Consider the following 16,781-nt stretch of genomic DNA (forward strand, 5'->3'; position numbering starts at 1 on the left):
ATTCTTGCGGTGACTGGTAGGATGTCGCCGCGCGGGGGCTTGCTCCCGCGTTGGCGCGTCTGGAATACCCGAATTTTTACAGCATTTGACTGGGTTTCAATGCTGGCGGCACCCCGCGGAATGCGTAGAGGTTTGCCGAACGTCCTCAAGAGTGCAAAGACTTATGGCAAAGCGTGACTATTACGAGGTTCTGGGTGTCGAGCGCGGCTCGACCGAGGCTGACCTGAAAAAGGCCTACCGTCGCCTCGCGATGAAACACCACCCTGACCGTAACCCTGATGACAAGGCTTCGGAAGATAAATTCAAGGAGGCCAACGAGGCCTATGAAGTTCTGTCCGATGCGAGCAAGCGCGCAGCTTACGACCAGTATGGTCATGCTGGCGTAGATCCGAGCATGGGCGGTGGCGGTGCCGGTTTCGGTGGCGCCAACTTCTCCGACATCTTCGGCGATGTCTTCAGTGATTTCTTTGGTGGTGGTCGTGGCGGTTCTCGTGGCGGCGCTCAGCGCGGCAGTGACCTGCGCTACACCCTGGAGCTGAACCTGGAAGAGGCCGTGCGCGGTACCACGGTGAATATCCGTGTTCCGACGCTGGTCAACTGCAAGCCGTGCGACGGTTCCGGTGCCAAGAAAGGCTCTGCTCCGGTCACCTGCTCCACCTGTGGTGGTATCGGTCAGGTTCGCATGCAGCAAGGTTTTTTCTCGGTGCAGCAGACCTGCCCGCGCTGCCATGGCCAGGGTAAGGTCATCTCTGACCCTTGCGATTCCTGCCACGGCGAAGGCCGGGTCGAAGAGTACAAGACGCTGTCGGTGAAAGTGCCGGCCGGCGTCGATACCGGTGATCGCATTCGTCTCTCCGGCGAGGGCGAGGCAGGCACCCAGGGTGGCCCGACCGGCGACCTGTATGTGGTGATCAGCGTCCGTGAGCACGCGATTTTCCAACGCGATGGCAAGCATCTGTACTGCGAAGTACCGATCAGCTTCACTGACGCGGCATTGGGTGGTGAGCTCGAAGTGCCGACCCTCGATGGTCGGGTCAAGCTGAAGATTCCGGAAGGCACCCAGACCGGCAAGCAGTTCCGCCTGCGTGGCAAGGGTGTTGCCCCTGTGCGTGGCGGCGGCGCCGGCGATCTGATGTGCCGGGTCGCGGTCGAAACGCCGGTCAACCTGAATCGTCGTCAGCGTGAAATGCTGGAAGAATTCCGTGCTTCGCTGGAAGGCGACAGCTCGCATTCGCCCAAGGCCAGTGGCTGGTTCGAAGGTGTGAAGCGTTTCTTCGGCGATTTGTAAAAGGAAGTAGGGCATGCGACGTATAGCTGTGATGGGCGCTGCAGGGCGCATGGGCAAGACCCTGATCGAAGCAATTCAGCAAACGCCGGGCGCCGGCCTGACGGCTGCAGTGGATCGTCCCGACAGTACGCTGGTCGGCGCCGATGCTGGTGAATTGGCCGCGCTGGGACGTATTGGTGTGCCGCTTTCGGGCGACCTGGACCGGGTGGTCGATGAATTCGATGTGTTGATCGACTTCACGCACCCTTCGGTGACCCTGAAGAACCTGGCGTTCTGCCGCAAGGCTGGCAAGGCCATGATCATCGGTACCACGGGTTTCAGCGTTGAAGAGAAACAGCTCCTGGCCGAGGCTGGCAAGGAGATCCCGATTGTGTTCGCGGCGAACTTCAGCGTTGGCGTCAATCTGTGCCTGAAGCTGCTCGACACGGCGGCGAGAGTGCTCGGCGATGAAGTCGATATCGAAATCATCGAAGCGCATCACCGTCACAAAGTGGATGCGCCTTCGGGTACTGCCTTGCGCATGGGTGAAGTGGTTGCCCAGGCACTGGGGCGCAACCTGCAGGAAGTGGCGGTCTACGGTCGTGAGGGTCAGACCGGTGCGCGTGACCGGCAGACCATCGGCTTTGCCACGGTGCGTGCCGGTGACGTGGTCGGCGATCACACCGTGCTGTTCGCAGCCGATGGCGAGCGCGTCGAGATCACCCACAAGGCTTCGAGCCGCATGACCTTCGCCAAGGGTGCTGTTCGTGCGTCGCTGTGGCTCGAGGGTCGTGCGCCGGGTCTGTACGACATGCAGGATGTGCTCGAGCTGCGCTGAGAGCTGTTACACTGACGGGGTTCGGTGGTCGATTGCGCTACCGAACCCTCGGTTTATACCGCTTGGCGATGTCCTGTCGCATTCTCATGCCTTTCAGGCTCATTAGCGGTGGACCCAAAAAGCATTTTTCTGTAAGCTACAGCTTTAGTGTGTCCACTAAAAGCGCGCAGATAATTCGATGAAGAAGCGGGGTGACGTGTCTATACGTCATTCCGCTTTTTTGCAACCTGCGATCGCCCTTTCAGGCTTTATTTACGGGAGGTCTTCTTGACTAAGCCAGCCATACTCGCCCTTGCTGATGGCAGCATTTTTCGCGGCGAAGCCATTGGAGCCGACGGTCAAACCGTTGGTGAGGTGGTGTTCAACACCGCAATGACCGGCTATCAGGAAATTCTTACCGATCCTTCCTACGCCCAACAGATCGTTACCCTGACCTATCCGCATATCGGCAACACGGGTACCACGCCAGAAGACGCTGAGTCCAATCGCGTCTGGTCGGCGGGTCTGGTGATTCGCGACCTGCCACTGGTCGCGAGCAACTGGCGTAACACGATGTCCCTTTCCGACTACCTGAAAGCCAACAACGTCGTGGCCATTGCCGGTATCGACACCCGTCGCCTGACTCGCATTCTGCGTGAAAAAGGTGCTCAAAACGGTTGCATCATGGCGGGTGACAACATTTCCGAGGAAGCGGCGCTTGAAGCTGCTCGCGGTTTCCCTGGCCTGAAGGGCATGGACCTGGCCAAGGTCGTCAGCACCGAGAAGAGCTACGAGTGGCGCTCCAGTGTCTGGAACCTGAAGACCGACAGCCATCCGACCATTGAAGCGTCCGAGCTGCCGTATCACGTGGTCGCTTATGACTACGGCGTCAAGGTCAATATCCTGCGCATGCTGGTCGAGCGCGGTTGCCGCCTGACCGTGGTGCCGGCGCAAACGCCTGCCAGCGAAGTGCTCGCCCTCAACCCCGATGGCGTGTTCCTGTCCAACGGCCCTGGCGACCCCGAGCCGTGCGACTACGCCATCCAGGCAATCAAGGACGTCCTCGAGACCGACATCCCGGTGTTCGGTATCTGCCTGGGTCACCAGCTGCTGGCCCTGGCCTCCGGCGCCAAGACCGTGAAAATGGGTCATGGCCACCACGGTGCCAACCACCCGGTGCAGGACCTGGGCACTGGTGTTGTGATGATCACCAGCCAGAACCACGGTTTTGCGGTCGATGAAGCAACTCTGCCAGGCAACGTGCGCGCCATTCACAAGTCGCTGTTCGACGGCACCCTGCAGGGTATCGAACTGACCGACAAGAGCGCCTTCAGCTTCCAGGGTCACCCTGAAGCCAGCCCGGGCCCGAACGATGTGGCGCCGCTGTTCGACCGTTTCATCGACGCCATGGCCAAGCGGCGCTGATTGCGCGCCTTGAAAATGTAGCGCGAAGGCGCCCGAGGGCGGCCCCGGTAAACCCGGCGGTCCCCTTCGGCTGCCTCAGAGATTGATCAAGACGGCTTGCCGACTGACCTGCGGATTTGAGTGACAACCCATGCCAAAACGTACAGACATTAAAAGCATCCTGATTCTTGGTGCTGGCCCGATCGTAATCGGCCAGGCCTGTGAATTCGACTACTCCGGCGCCCAGGCTTGCAAAGCCCTGCGCGAAGAGGGTTACCGCGTCATCCTGGTGAACTCCAACCCGGCGACCATCATGACCGACCCGGCCATGGCTGATGCGACCTACATCGAACCGATCAAATGGCAGACCGTTGCCAAGATCATCGAGAAAGAGCGTCCGGACGCACTGCTGCCGACCATGGGTGGCCAGACTGCCCTGAACTGCGCCCTGGACCTGGAGCGCGAAGGCGTCCTCGAGAAGTTCGGCGTGGAAATGATCGGCGCCAACGCCGACACCATCGACAAGGCCGAAGACCGTTCGCGTTTCGACCGGGCCATGAAGTCCATCGGCCTGGAGTGCCCGCGTTCGGGTATCGCCCACACCATGGACGAGGCCAATGCGGTCCTCGATAAGCTGGGCTTCCCGTGCATCATCCGTCCGTCCTTCACCATGGGCGGCACCGGTGGCGGCATTGCCTACAATCGCGAAGAGTTCGAAGAAATCTGCGCCCGCGGCCTGGACCTGTCGCCGACCAAGGAACTGCTGATCGACGAATCGCTGATCGGTTGGAAAGAGTACGAGATGGAGGTGGTCCGCGATAAGAAGGACAACTGCATCATCGTCTGCTCGATCGAAAACTTCGACCCGATGGGCGTGCACACCGGCGACTCGATCACCGTCGCTCCGGCCCAGACCCTGACGGACAAGGAATACCAGATCCTGCGTAACGCCTCCCTGGCGGTACTGCGCGAGATCGGCGTTGAAACCGGCGGTTCCAACGTACAGTTCGGTATCTGCCCGGACACCGGCCGCATGGTCGTGATCGAGATGAACCCGCGTGTTTCGCGTTCCTCGGCACTGGCCTCGAAAGCCACCGGTTTCCCGATCGCCAAGATCGCTGCCAAGCTGGCAGTGGGTTACACCCTCGACGAGTTGCAGAACGACATCACCGGCGGTCGTACCCCGGCGTCCTTCGAGCCGTCGATCGACTACGTCGTGACCAAGCTGCCACGATTCGCCTTCGAAAAATTCCCGAAAGCCGATGCCCGCCTGACCACTCAGATGAAGTCGGTGGGTGAAGTCATGGCCATCGGTCGTACCTTCCAGGAGTCCCTGCAGAAAGCCCTGCGCGGCCTGGAAGTCGGTGTCTGTGGTCTGGACGAGAAAGTCGACCTGGCCAGCCCTGACGCTGCGAGCATTCTCAAGCGCGAGCTGACCGTACCGGGTGCCGAGCGTATCTGGTACGTGGCCGATGCGATGCGCTCGGGCATGAGCGTGGACGAAATCTTCGCCCTGACCATGATCGACCGCTGGTTCCTGGTGCAAATGGAAGACCTGATCAAGGAAGAGGAGAAGGTCAAGACCCTCGCCCTGTCCGCGATTGACAAGAGCCTGATGCTGCGCCTCAAGCGCAAGGGCTTCTCTGACCAGCGCCTGGCCAAACTGTTGGGTATCACCGACAAGAACCTGCGCCGTCATCGTCATAAGCTGGAAGTCTTCCCGGTCTACAAGCGCGTCGATACGTGCGCGGCGGAATTTGCCACCGACACCGCCTACCTGTATTCGACCTATGAGGAAGAGTGCGAGGCCAACCCGTCGACCCGCGACAAGATCATGATTCTGGGTGGTGGTCCGAACCGTATCGGCCAAGGTATCGAGTTCGACTACTGCTGCGTACACGCCGCACTGGCGCTGCGTGAAGACGGTTACGAGACCATCATGGTCAACTGCAACCCGGAAACCGTCTCCACCGATTACGACACCTCCGACCGCCTGTACTTCGAGCCGCTGACTCTGGAAGACGTGCTGGAAGTGGTTCGCGTCGAGAAGCCCAAGGGCGTGATCGTACAGTACGGCGGCCAGACCCCGCTGAAACTGGCTCGCGCCCTGGAAGAAGCCGGCGTACCGATCATCGGTACCAGCCCTGATGCCATCGACCGCGCAGAAGACCGTGAGCGCTTCCAGCAGATGGTTCAGCGCCTGAACCTGCTGCAGCCACCAAACGCCACCGTGCGCAGCGAAGACGAAGCCATTCGCGCTGCGGGCGTCATCGGTTATCCGCTGGTGGTGCGCCCGTCCTATGTACTGGGCGGTCGCGCCATGGAAATCGTCTACGAACTGGACGAGCTCAAGCGCTACCTGCGCGAAGCGGTCCAGGTGTCCAACGACAGCCCGGTGCTGCTGGACCACTTCCTCAACTGCGCCATCGAGATGGATGTGGATGCGGTCTGCGACGGCACCGACGTGGTGATCGGCGCGATCATGCAGCACATCGAGCAGGCTGGCGTTCACTCCGGTGACTCGGCGTGCTCGCTGCCGCCTTACTCGCTGCCGGCCCATGTTCAGGACGAAGTCCGCGACCAGGTCAAGAAAATGGCCCTGGAGCTGGGTGTTGTCGGCCTGATGAACGTTCAACTGGCCCTGCAGGGCGACAAGATCTACGTGATCGAAGTCAACCCGCGCGCTTCCCGTACCGTGCCGTTCGTGTCCAAGTGCATCGGCACCTCCCTGGCGATGATCGCTGCCCGTGTCATGGCCGGCAAAACCCTGAAAGAGCTGGGTTTCACCAAGGAAATCATTCCGAACTTCTATAGCGTCAAGGAAGCGGTGTTCCCGTTCGCCAAGTTCCCCGGTGTCGACCCGATCCTCGGCCCGGAGATGAAGTCGACCGGTGAAGTGATGGGTGTCGGCGATACCTTCGGTGAAGCGTTCGCCAAGGCCCAGATGGGCGCCAGCGAAGTCCTGCCGACCGGCGGCACTGCATTCATCAGCGTGCGCGACGACGACAAGCCGCAAGTGGCTGGCGTGGCACGCGACTTGATTGCCCTGGGCTTCGAAGTGGTTGCCACTGCCGGTACCGCCAGGATCATCGAGGCGGCTGGCTTGAAAGTGCGTCGTGTGAACAAGGTGACTGAAGGTCGTCCGCACGTGGTCGACATGATCAAGAATGACGAAGTGTCGCTGATCATCAATACCACTGAGGGTCGTCAGTCGATCGCCGATTCTTACTCGATTCGTCGTAACGCACTGCAGCACAAAATTTATTGCACCACCACCATTGCTGCCGGTGAAGCCATCTGCGAAGCGCTCAAGTTCGGTCCTGAAAAGACCGTGCGTCGCTTGCAGGATCTCCATGCAGGACTCAAGGCATGAATAAATACCCAATGACCGTCCAGGGCGCTCGCGCCCTGGAAGAAGAATTGACTCACCTGACCAAGGTCGTTCGTCCGAAGCTCAGCCAGGACATCGGTACCGCTCGCGAGCTGGGTGACCTCAAGGAAAACGCCGAATACCACGCTGCTCGCGAGCAGCAGGGTATGGTCGAGGCGCGTATCCGCGATATCGAAGGCCGGCTGCAGAACGCGGTGGTGATTGATGTCACCAACATCGAGCCCACCGGCAAGGTGATCTTCGGTACCACGGTCGAAATCGCAAACGTCGAAACCGACGAGCGTCTGAAATATCAGATCGTCGGTGAAGATGAGGCTGACATCAAACTCGGTAAGCTTTCCGTTGGCTCGCCCATCGCCCGTGCCTTGATTGCCAAGGAAGAGGGCGATGTGGTGGCGGTGAAAACGCCAAGCGGTGTAATCGAGTACGAGATTGTCGAAGTCAACCACATTTAGAAAACGGCGCCCGCTGCAGGTGGGCGCGATGATCTGGCAGCTGACCCAGGTACTCTGGGTCGGAGGCCTGTGGGTCCTGCACTTCGGTTTGTTGCCTGCATTGGCGTATGTTGGCCTGGCACCCTTGCTGGTTGAGGATGTCGGACGGCAGGTCAGTATGTTGCTGGTGGCTTTCGCCGCGTTCTGCGGTGGCCTGCAGGCGCTGGTGCTGGTTCAGGCCAAAGGATTGTCCAGCCTGTGGCGGGACATGCGAGGACAGTTGCTGTTGATGGCGATGGTGGCCATTGTCGCGTACTTCGCGCTGTATGCCGGGGTGCCGCAAGCGTTGCGCTGGCAGCTGTTCTGCTATCTGGTTCTGGGGCTCACCGGCCTGTTGCTGGTGTTGCAACCGGTACCGGGCAGGGCGCGCCTGGCGCGCCACTGAACGGAGCCAACATCACTTGTAGCGATGGATGTTCGACAGCTGCTTGTTAGGCTGTGGGTTGCGGCGGTAGATCAGCGCCATCTTGCCGATGGTCTGTACCAGCTCCGCGCGACCGGCCTTGCACAGCTCGGCAGTCGCGGCGGCGCGGTCTTCCCGATCTTCCATGCTGATTTTGATCTTGATCAGCTCGTGATCAGCCAGGGCGCGTTCGAGTTCGGCGAGAACGCCTTCGGTCAGTCCATTGCCCGCCACAATCAGAACCGGTTTCAGGTCGTGGCCAATGGATTTGTACTGTTTCTTCTGCTCGTTAGTGAGCGGCATAATCTGACCCTTTGTCTGATTCTGTAAAAATGGCGGCCATTTTACCCGAGGGCCCGTGGATCCGCCCAGTTAATCACGACCCTTATCATCGAGGTGCCCAGTGGCGCGTTCCAAGACAAGCCTTGGCTGGCTGAAAGAACATTTCAACGATCCTTACGTCAAAAAGGCGCAAAAGGATGGCTATCGCTCGCGTGCGAGCTACAAATTGCTGGAAATCCAGGAAAAGTATCGCTTGATTCGTCCCGGAATGAGCGTTATCGACCTGGGCGCAGCACCGGGGGGCTGGTCGCAGGTGACTAGCCGTCTGATCGGCGGTCAGGGCCGCCTGATTGCTTCGGACATCCTGGAAATGGACAGTATTCCGGATGTCGCCTTCATCCAAGGCGATTTCACCCAGGATGAAGTGCTTGCACAGATCCTCGAGGCGGTAGGTAATTCGCACGTAGACCTTGTGATTTCCGATATGGCCCCCAATATGAGTGGTACGCCCGCCGTGGACATACCCAAGGCCATGTTCTTGTGTGAGCTGGCTCTCGATCTGGCGACCAGGGTGCTCAAGCCGGGCGGTGATTTCCTGATCAAGATTTTCCAGGGCGAAGGGTTTGACGTATACCTCAAGGACGCTCGTCAGAAATTCGACAAGGTCCAGATGCTCAAACCTGACTCTTCGCGGGACCGTTCCCGCGAGCAATATCTGTTGGGGCGTGGATTTCGCGGCCAGTAAGGCGTCAGGCCGGCGACTTGCAGGGCCGGCGATAGTTTTTTCAATGGCGTGGCCTGCCAGACATAAACCAACATCGTGTAGTCTAGGTTTCACAAAGGGTTACAGACGGCGCCTGCATATGTGTAGGTTATGTAGTAAGTTAAGCCGGTGAATATCATGCGAAGCACGCTGCACGGGTAGCTTGCTTCAGAGGGTAGCGAATTGAACGATATGGCAAAGAACCTGATCCTGTGGCTGATCATTGCGGCTGTCCTGGTGACGGTGATGAACAACTTCTCCAGCCCAAACGAACCGCAAACCCTCAACTATTCTGACTTTATTCAGCAGGTCAAGGATGGCAAGGTTGAGCGCGTGGCGGTCGATGGCTATGTCATCATCGGCAAGCGCACCGATGGCGACAGCTTCAAGACCATTCGCCCGGCGATCCAGGATAACGGCCTGATCGGCGATCTGGTCGACAACCATGTCGTGGTCGAAGGCAAGCAGCCTGAACAACAGAGCATCTGGACCCAGCTGCTGGTCGCGAGCTTCCCGATCCTGGTGATCATCGCCGTGTTCATGTTCTTCATGCGGCAGATGCAGGGCGGCGCCGGTGGCAAGGGCGGGCCGATGAGCTTCGGCAAGAGCAAGGCGCGTCTGCTTTCCGAAGATCAGGTCAAGACCACGCTGGCCGACGTGGCCGGCTGTGACGAAGCCAAGGAAGAAGTGGGCGAGCTGGTCGAGTTCCTGCGTGATCCGGGCAAGTTCCAGCGCCTGGGCGGTCGTATTCCGCGTGGCGTGCTGATGGTCGGTCCTCCGGGTACCGGTAAAACCTTGATAGCCAAGGCCATTGCCGGCGAAGCCAAGGTGCCGTTCTTCACCATCTCCGGTTCCGATTTCGTCGAAATGTTCGTCGGTGTCGGTGCCAGCCGTGTTCGTGACATGTTCGAACAGGCCAAGAAACACGCGCCATGTATCATCTTCATCGATGAAATCGACGCCGTCGGTCGCCATCGTGGTGCTGGCATGGGCGGTGGTCATGATGAGCGCGAGCAGACCCTCAACCAGTTGCTGGTAGAGATGGACGGTTTCGAGATGAATGACGGCATCATCGTCATCGCCGCAACCAACCGTCCGGACGTACTCGACCCTGCGCTGCTGCGTCCGGGCCGTTTCGACCGCCAGGTCGTGGTCGGGCTGCCGGATATCCGTGGTCGTGAACAGATCCTCAAGGTCCACATGCGCAAAGTGCCGGTAGGTGACGACGTCGCACCGGCGGTCATCGCGCGCGGTACTCCGGGCTTCTCCGGTGCCGACCTTGCCAACCTGGTCAACGAAGCGTCGCTGTTCGCTGCTCGTGGCGGCAAGCGCGTCGTGGAGATGAAAGAGTTCGAGCTGGCCAAAGACAAGATCATGATGGGCGCCGAACGCAAAACCATGGTCATGTCCGAGAAAGAAAAGCGGAACACGGCTTTTCACGAAGCGGGTCACGCCATTGTCGGTCGCGTCGTGCCTGAGCATGATCCTGTCTACAAGGTGTCGATCATTCCGCGTGGCCGGGCCCTGGGTGTGACCATGTTCCTGCCCGAAGAGGATCGTTACAGCCTGTCCAAGCGTGCGCTGATCAGTCAGATCTGCTCGCTGTACGGTGGTCGGATTGCCGAAGAGATGACCCTGGGCTTCGACGGTGTCACCACGGGCGCCTCCAACGACATCATGCGGGCCAGCCAGATCGCTCGTAACATGGTGACCAAGTGGGGCTTGTCCGAAAAGCTCGGCCCGCTGATGTATGCCGAAGAAGAAGGTGAAGTGTTCCTGGGTCGCAGTATGGGGGGGCAGCATGCCAGCCTGTCGGCAGAGACAGCCAGGCTGATCGACTCGGAAGTGCGCAGCATCATTGACCAGTGCTACGGCACGGCCAAGCAGATCCTGACCGAAAACCGCGACAAGCTCGATGCAATGGCTGATGCGTTGATGAAGTACGAAACCATCGACGCCGAGCAGATCGACGACATCATGGCGGGCCGGGCTCCGCGTGAGCCGCGCGATTGGGAAGGTGGTTCGGGTACAGCGGGTACACCGGCTGCACAGGGTGATCGCTCGGAAACCCCGATCGGTGGTCCAGCTGCCCAACTCTAAGGTTAGACATGACATCTGAGCAGTACCCAACCCGGTTGCCTTGCGGCAACCGGGTTCTTGATTTGGCCCATACGCATGTGATGGGCATCCTTAACGCCACGCCTGATTCCTTCTCCGACGGTGGTCGCTTCAGCCAGCTCGATGCTGCCTTGCGTCATGCCGAAGGCATGGTTGCAGCCGGCGCCACCCTGATCGATGTCGGCGGTGAGTCGACCCGGCCGGGGGCGCGAGTGGTTTCTCCACTCGAAGAGCTGGAGCGTGTTGCGCCGCTGGTCGAGGCGATCCATCGGGAACTCGATGTAATCATTTCGGTCGATACCTCAACGCCTGCGGTCATGCGTGAGACGGCCCGGCTCGGTGCCGGCCTGATCAATGACGTCCGTTCGCTGCGACGCGATGGCGCGCTGGATGCGGCGGCCGCGACTGGCCTGCCGGTGTGCTTGATGCACATGCTTGGCGAGCCCGGTGACATGCAGGACAACCCGCAGTACGACAATGTGACTGCAGCGGTTGCCACCTTCTTGCGCGAGCGTATGGACGCGTGCGCCAGTGTTGGTATCGAAGCGGACAGGATCATCCTCGATCCCGGGTTCGGCTTCGCCAAGACGCTGGCCCATAACCTAAGCTTGTTCAAGCATATGGAGGCGCTCCACGGGTTGGGGCGGCCGCTGCTGGTGGGTGTTTCGCGCAAAAGCATGATCGGGCTGGCCCTGGGTCGCCCGGTAGACGAGCGCTTGTATGGCGGGTTGGCACTTGCGGCCCTGGCAATGACCAAGGGTGCGAAGATTCTTCGCGTTCATGATGTCGCCGAGACGGTCGATGTAGTACGGATGATCACAGCAGTTGAATCAGCCGAATAAGAATGATGGAGCATTTATGAGCAGAAAATATTTTGGTACTGACGGCATTCGCGGTCGTGTCGGCCAATACCCGATTACTCCTGATTTCATGCTCAAGCTGGGTTGGGCCGCAGGTATGGCCTTTCGCCGTCTGGGGGCCTGCAAGGTGCTGGTCGGCAAGGACACGCGTATCTCGGGCTATATGTTCGAGTCCGCCCTGGAGGCCGGGCTGTCTGCCGCAGGCGCCGACGTCATGCTGCTGGGGCCTATGCCGACACCGGCCATTGCCTACCTGACCCGGACGTTTCACGCCGAGGCGGGGATCGTCATCAGTGCTTCGCACAATCCTCACGACGACAACGGCATCAAGTTCTTTTCAGGCCAGGGCACCAAGCTGCCGGATGAAGTCGAGCTGATGATCGAGGAGTTGCTCGATACCCCGATGACCGTGGTCGAGTCGAGCAAGCTCGGCAAGGTCTCGCGCATCAACGACGCAGCTGGCCGCTACATAGAATTCTGCAAGAGCAGTGTGCCAACCAGTACCGATTTCGCCGGGCTGAAACTGGTTGTCGACTGCGCGCACGGTGCCACCTACAAGGTCGCGCCGAGCGTATTCCGCGAGCTGGGCGCCGAGGTTACCGTGCTCTCGGCCCAGCCCGATGGCCTGAACATCAACGAAAAATGTGGCTCGACCCACATCGAAGCCTTGCAGGCTGCTGTTCTGGTAGGTCATGCCGATCTCGGGATCGCCTTTGATGGTGACGGAGATCGTGTACTCATGGTCGATCACACCGGCGCCATCGTCGATGGCGATGAGCTGCTGTTCATCATTGCTCGCGACCTGCACGAGCGCGGCAAGCTGCAAGGTGGGGTGGTCGGTACGCTGATGAGTAACCTGGGCCTGGAACTGGCCCTGGAAGAGTTGTCGATCCCCTTCGTGCGGGCCAAGGTCGGTGACCGCTACGTGATCGCCGAGCTGCTCGAGCGCGATTGGCAGGTCGGCGGCGAGAACTCAGGGCATATTCTCTGTCTGCAGAACACCACCACCGGTGATGCGATCATCGCTGCGCTGCAAGTCTTGCTGGCGATCAAGCGTCGCGGCGAGACATTGGCCCAGGCTCGTCATGGCTTGCGCAAGTGTCCGCAGGTGCTGATCAACGTTCGCTTCGGCGGCGGGGTCGACCCGGTCGAGCATCCGGCGGTCAAGGAAGCTTGCGAGCGCGTGACCGCAGCGATGGCGGGCCGTGGCCGGGTGCTGCTGCGCAAGTCCGGAACAGAGCCGCTGGTGCGTGTCATGGTCGAAGGTGACGATGAAAGCGTGGTCCGTGGCCATGCCGAAGCACTGGCAAAACTGGTAAGTGAAGTTTGCGCCTGATTTTGGCTTGCCAGCGTTGATTTGGTTGGGTAACATCTGCGCCCACTTTGACCGACGAGGTACAGCATGCGTCGCCCTATGGTAGCTGGTAACTGGAAAATGCACGGTACCCGCGCCAGCGTCGCTGAGCTGATCGAGGGCCTACGTAATCTGGCCCTCCCTGGCGGTGTTGATGTTGCGGTATTTCCGCCTGGCTTGTTTATCAATCAAGTGATTGAAGGCTTGCAAGGCAAGGCGATCACCGTCGGAGCCCAGAACTCCGCGGTTGAGCCGATGCAGGGCGCCCTGACAGGTGAGATTGCACCGAGTCAGTTGGTCGATGCAGGGTGTGGATTGGTTTTGGTCGGGCATTCCGAGCGGCGTCAGTTGATTGGCGAAAGCGACGAAGTGCTCAACCGCAAGTTTGCAGCAGCCCAGGCTTGTGGCTTGAAGCCGGTGTTGTGCATAGGGGAAACCCTGGAGCAACGCGAGGCAGGCAAGACTCTTGAGGTTGTCGGGCGTCAGCTTGGCAGTATCATGGAGGAGCTGGGGGTAGAGGCGTTCGTCAATGCGGTGATTGCTTATGAGCCAGTATGGGCCATCGGCACCGGACTGACGGCCACGCCGCAGCAAGCTCAGGATGTACACGCTGCCATTCGTGCGCAGCTGGCAGCAGAGAACGCAGAGGTCGCCAGGAATGTGCGGCTTCTATACGGCGGCAGCGTGAAGGCGGCCAATGCGGCTGAGCTGTTCGGCATGCCGGATATCGATGGGGGGCTCATTGGTGGAGCTTCCCTGAATGCAGATGAATTCGGTGCGATCTGTCGCGCCGCGGGAAACTGAAAAAATGCTGGAAACAGTCGTAGTCGTTTTTCATCTGCTGGGTGCGCTGGGCGTAGTAGCTCTGGTTTTGCTGCAGCAGGGTAAAGGTGCGGACGCTGGCGCGTCTTTCGGAGCAGGTGCATCAAATACTGTGTTCGGAAGCCAAGGTTCCTCTACCTTTCTTAGTAAGTTTACTGCTATACTTGCCGCCAGTTTCTTCATAACCAGCTTAGGGTTAGGTTACTTTGCTAAAGAGAAGGCTCACGAGCTGACTCAGGTGGGTTTACCAGATCCGGCAGTGTTGGAAGTACCGAAGCAAAAACCGGCAGCAGACGATGTGCCGGTGCTCGAAGGGCAAAAGACCGAAGTGAACACCACTGACGTCCCAGGGGCCCAAGAGCAAAAGTGATCCTCTGAGGAGGGCCACTGTTTCAAACGTAGTATTGCCGAGGTGGTGGAATTGGTAGACACGCAACCTTGAGGTGGTTGTGCCCATAGGGTGTAGGGGTTCGAGTCCCCTTCTCGGTACCAATTAACAAGATAGCCCGCTGTTGCGGGCTTTCTTGTAGGTGGAGGTTAGATTGACCCTGAGAGGGATCGGTCGTATACTTCCGCCCCAGCTTTGTCGCGGGGTGGAGCAGTCTGGTAGCTCGTCGGGCTCATAACCCGAAGGTCGTCGGTTCAAATCCGGCCCCCGCAACCAGTTTTAGCGGAGCCCCTTCTCAGGGGCTTTTTGTTAGCTGGACACTTTATAGCGCCGCTTTCGACGGCGTTTCAGGGATGGGCGCTTCGCCCATTTTTTTTTATTTACACAGCATGCAAAAACATGCACGAGGGGGTTCAGGTGTCGAGCAAGCTAGAACAGTTGCAGGCCTTGTTGGCCCCGGTGGTCGTGGCCCTTGGCTATGAATGCTGGGGTATTGAGTTTTCAGCTCAAGGTCGCCATTCACTATTGCGTATTTATATCGATAAAGAAGGCGGTGTGCTGGTGGATGACTGCGCCATCGTCAGCCGTCAGATCAGCGGTGTTCTGGATGTTGAAGATCCGATCTCCGTTGAATACACCCTCGAAGTTTCCTCTCCTGGCATGGAACGTCCGCTGTTCACGCTTGAACAGTTTGCCAAGTATGCCGGCGAACAAGTGAAAATAAAGCTGCGCTCGCCCTTCGAAGGTCGACGTAACTTTCAGGGCCTTCTCCGCGGGGTGGAGGAGCAGGATGTCGTGGTGCAGGTTGAAGACCACGAGTTCCTGTTGCCGATCGATATGATCGACAAGGCCAACATAATTCCCAGTTTTGACTGAGACGTGCCAGATACTGCGGATCCCGCGGATCCAATGGCTTGCGAAAGGCGAGGCGTACGATGAGCAAAGAAGTACTGCTGGTTGTTGAGTCGGTATCCAACGAAAAGGGTGTACCGGCGAGCGTGATTTTTGAAGCGCTGGAAGTGGCCCTGGCCACAGCGACCAAAAAGCGTTTTGAAGATGAAGTCGACTTGCGTGTGGAGATCAATCGCCACACTGGTAACTACGAAACCTTCCGTCGCTGGGCTGTGGTCGAAGATGAAGATCTGGACGACCCGGCCATCGAATTGGCGGTTGACCAGGCCCAGGAGAAACAACCTGGCGCAGTGGCCGGTGATGTGGTCGAAGTCAAGATCGACTCCATCGAGTTTGGTCGCATCGCTGCACAGACCGCCAAGCAGGTCATCGTGCAGAAGGTCCGCGAAGCGGAACGCGCTCAAGTGGTCGACGCCTATCGCGAGCGCCTGGGTGAAATTATTTCCGGCACGGTGAAAAAGGTTACGCGTGACAATGTCATCGTTGACCTGGGCAACAATGCCGAAGCCCTGCTGGCGCGTGAAGATATTATTTCTCGCGAAACTTTCCGGGTTGGCGTGCGTGTTCGTGCGCTGCTCAAGGAAATCCGCACCGAGAACCGCGGACCTCAGCTGATTCTGTCGCGTACTGCGCCAGAAATGCTGATCGAACTGTTCCGCATCGAAGTGCCGGAAATTGCTGAAGGTCTGATCGAAGTGATGGCGGCATCCCGTGACCCGGGTTCGCGCGCCAAGATCGCTGTTCGCTCCAAGGACAAGCGCATCGACCCACAGGGTGCCTGCATCGGTATGCGCGGTTCGCGCGTCCAGGCAGTGTCCGGTGAGTTGGGTGGCGAGCGTGTGGATATCGTCCTGTGGGACGACAACCCTGCGCAGTTCGTGATCAACGCCATGTCTCCAGCTGAAGTGGCGGCAATCATCGTTGATGAAGATGCCCATGCAATGGACATCGCCGTCGGCGCGGACAATCTGGCCCAGGCTATTGGTCGCGGCGGTCAGAACGTACGTCTGGCCAGCCAGTTGACCGGCTGGACCCTGAACGTGATGACCGAATCGGACATCCAGGCCAAGCAGCAAGCTGAAACCGGCGACATCCTGCGCAACTTCATCGACGAGCTGGAAGTCGACGAAGAGCTTGCGCAGGTGTTGGTCGACGAAGGCTTCACCAGCCTGGAAGAGATTGCCTACGTACCGTTGGAAGAAATGCTCAACATCGAGGGCTTTGACGAAGAAATCGTCAACGAGCTTCGCGCTCGTGCCAAGGATCGCTTGTTGACTAAAGCCATCGCTACTGAGGAAAAGCTGGCAGACGCCCATCCAGCCGAAGACCTGCTCTCGCTTGAGGGTATGGACAAGGATTTGGCGATGGAACTGGCGGTGCGCGGCGTAATTACCCGCGAAGACCTGGCCGAGCAGTCTATTGACGATCTGCTCGACATCGACGGCATTGACGATGATCGTGCCGGCAAGTTGATCATGGCCGCCCGAGCCCACTGGTTCGAGTAAG

General features: G+C 59.1%; 15 protein-coding genes and 2 tRNA genes. 16 read left to right on the forward strand and 1 reads right to left on the reverse strand.

Annotation, left to right across the window (positions count from 1 at the left end; genetic code table 11):
* Positions 1–163 precede the first annotated feature (163 nt).
* The 6 genes from dnaJ to NVV94_RS03785 all read left to right on the forward strand — a co-directional run bounded on the left by dnaJ (position 164) and on the right by NVV94_RS03785 (position 7,758).
* A complete protein-coding gene (gene dnaJ / locus NVV94_RS03760) occupies positions 164–1,288 on the forward strand; it encodes a molecular chaperone DnaJ (protein ID WP_258445911.1) in 1,125 nt (374 codons plus the stop codon).
* 13 nt (positions 1,289–1,301) lie between these two features.
* Positions 1,302–2,105, forward strand: coding sequence for a 4-hydroxy-tetrahydrodipicolinate reductase (dapB, locus tag NVV94_RS03765; RefSeq protein ID WP_258445912.1), 804 nt, complete (start codon positions 1,302–1,304; stop codon positions 2,103–2,105).
* A 267-nt stretch (positions 2,106–2,372) separates the two neighbouring features.
* Entirely contained in the window at positions 2,373–3,509 is a 1,137-nt protein-coding gene (carA, locus tag NVV94_RS03770; protein ID WP_258445913.1) for a glutamine-hydrolyzing carbamoyl-phosphate synthase small subunit, read from the forward strand.
* A gap of 130 nt (positions 3,510–3,639) precedes the next feature.
* On the forward strand, positions 3,640–6,861 hold the full coding sequence (carB, locus tag NVV94_RS03775) for a carbamoyl-phosphate synthase large subunit (RefSeq protein ID WP_258445914.1): 3,222 nt from the start codon (positions 3,640–3,642) through the stop codon (positions 6,859–6,861).
* Entirely contained in the window at positions 6,858–7,334 is a 477-nt protein-coding gene (gene greA / locus NVV94_RS03780; RefSeq protein WP_258445915.1) for a transcription elongation factor GreA, read from the forward strand. The genes carB and greA overlap by 4 nt, the downstream gene beginning before the upstream one ends.
* A 28-nt stretch (positions 7,335–7,362) precedes the next feature.
* Positions 7,363–7,758, forward strand: a complete 396-nt coding sequence (locus tag NVV94_RS03785) for an MFS transporter (RefSeq protein WP_258445916.1) — start codon at positions 7,363–7,365, stop codon at positions 7,756–7,758.
* 12 nt (positions 7,759–7,770) lie between these two features.
* On the opposite strand, the gene yhbY is transcribed toward NVV94_RS03785, so the two are convergent.
* Positions 7,771–8,079, reverse strand: coding sequence for a ribosome assembly RNA-binding protein YhbY (gene yhbY, locus NVV94_RS03790; RefSeq protein WP_258445917.1), 309 nt, complete (start codon positions 8,077–8,079; stop codon positions 7,771–7,773).
* Between the two features lie 100 nt (positions 8,080–8,179).
* Between yhbY and rlmE the strand changes: the two genes are divergently transcribed.
* The 10 genes from rlmE to nusA all read left to right on the forward strand — a co-directional run bounded on the left by rlmE (position 8,180) and on the right by nusA (position 16,780).
* Positions 8,180–8,803 carry a 23S rRNA (uridine(2552)-2'-O)-methyltransferase RlmE gene (gene rlmE, locus NVV94_RS03795; RefSeq protein ID WP_258445918.1) on the forward strand — a complete coding sequence of 208 codons (624 nt, stop codon included), beginning with the start codon at positions 8,180–8,182 and terminating at the stop codon, positions 8,801–8,803.
* A 210-nt stretch (positions 8,804–9,013) separates the two neighbouring features.
* The gene (gene ftsH, locus NVV94_RS03800; protein ID WP_258447614.1) at positions 9,014–10,921 is read left to right on the forward strand and encodes an ATP-dependent zinc metalloprotease FtsH; all 1,908 of its coding nucleotides are present in this window, start codon (positions 9,014–9,016) and stop codon (positions 10,919–10,921) included.
* 8 nt (positions 10,922–10,929) lie between these two features.
* Positions 10,930–11,781, forward strand: a complete 852-nt coding sequence (gene folP / locus NVV94_RS03805; protein ID WP_258445919.1) for a dihydropteroate synthase — start codon at positions 10,930–10,932, stop codon at positions 11,779–11,781.
* 16 nt (positions 11,782–11,797) lie between these two features.
* Positions 11,798–13,135: a phosphoglucosamine mutase gene (gene glmM / locus NVV94_RS03810; RefSeq protein WP_258445920.1), complete on the forward strand. Its 1,338-nt coding sequence runs from the start codon at positions 11,798–11,800 to the stop codon at positions 13,133–13,135.
* Between the two features lie 66 nt (positions 13,136–13,201).
* Entirely contained in the window at positions 13,202–13,957 is a 756-nt protein-coding gene (gene tpiA / locus NVV94_RS03815) for a triose-phosphate isomerase (protein WP_258445922.1), read from the forward strand.
* A 4-nt stretch (positions 13,958–13,961) separates the two neighbouring features.
* Complete coding sequence (secG, locus tag NVV94_RS03820; RefSeq protein ID WP_258447615.1) at positions 13,962–14,345, forward strand: preprotein translocase subunit SecG; 384 nt, start codon at positions 13,962–13,964, stop codon at positions 14,343–14,345.
* A gap of 36 nt (positions 14,346–14,381) precedes the next feature.
* Positions 14,382–14,467: transfer RNA gene (locus tag NVV94_RS03825), tRNA-Leu, on the forward strand.
* A gap of 95 nt (positions 14,468–14,562) precedes the next feature.
* A tRNA-Met gene (locus NVV94_RS03830) sits at positions 14,563–14,639 on the forward strand.
* A 141-nt stretch (positions 14,640–14,780) separates the two neighbouring features.
* A complete protein-coding gene (rimP, locus tag NVV94_RS03835) occupies positions 14,781–15,239 on the forward strand; it encodes a ribosome maturation factor RimP (protein WP_166364506.1) in 459 nt (152 codons plus the stop codon).
* Between the two features lie 59 nt (positions 15,240–15,298).
* Positions 15,299–16,780: a transcription termination factor NusA gene (nusA, locus tag NVV94_RS03840; RefSeq protein ID WP_258445923.1), complete on the forward strand. Its 1,482-nt coding sequence runs from the start codon at positions 15,299–15,301 to the stop codon at positions 16,778–16,780.
* Position 16,781: the final 1 nt, after the last annotated feature.

Source organism: Pseudomonas sp. LS1212 (assembly GCF_024741815.1).
Classification (GTDB): Bacteria; Pseudomonadota; Gammaproteobacteria; order Pseudomonadales; family Pseudomonadaceae; genus Aquipseudomonas.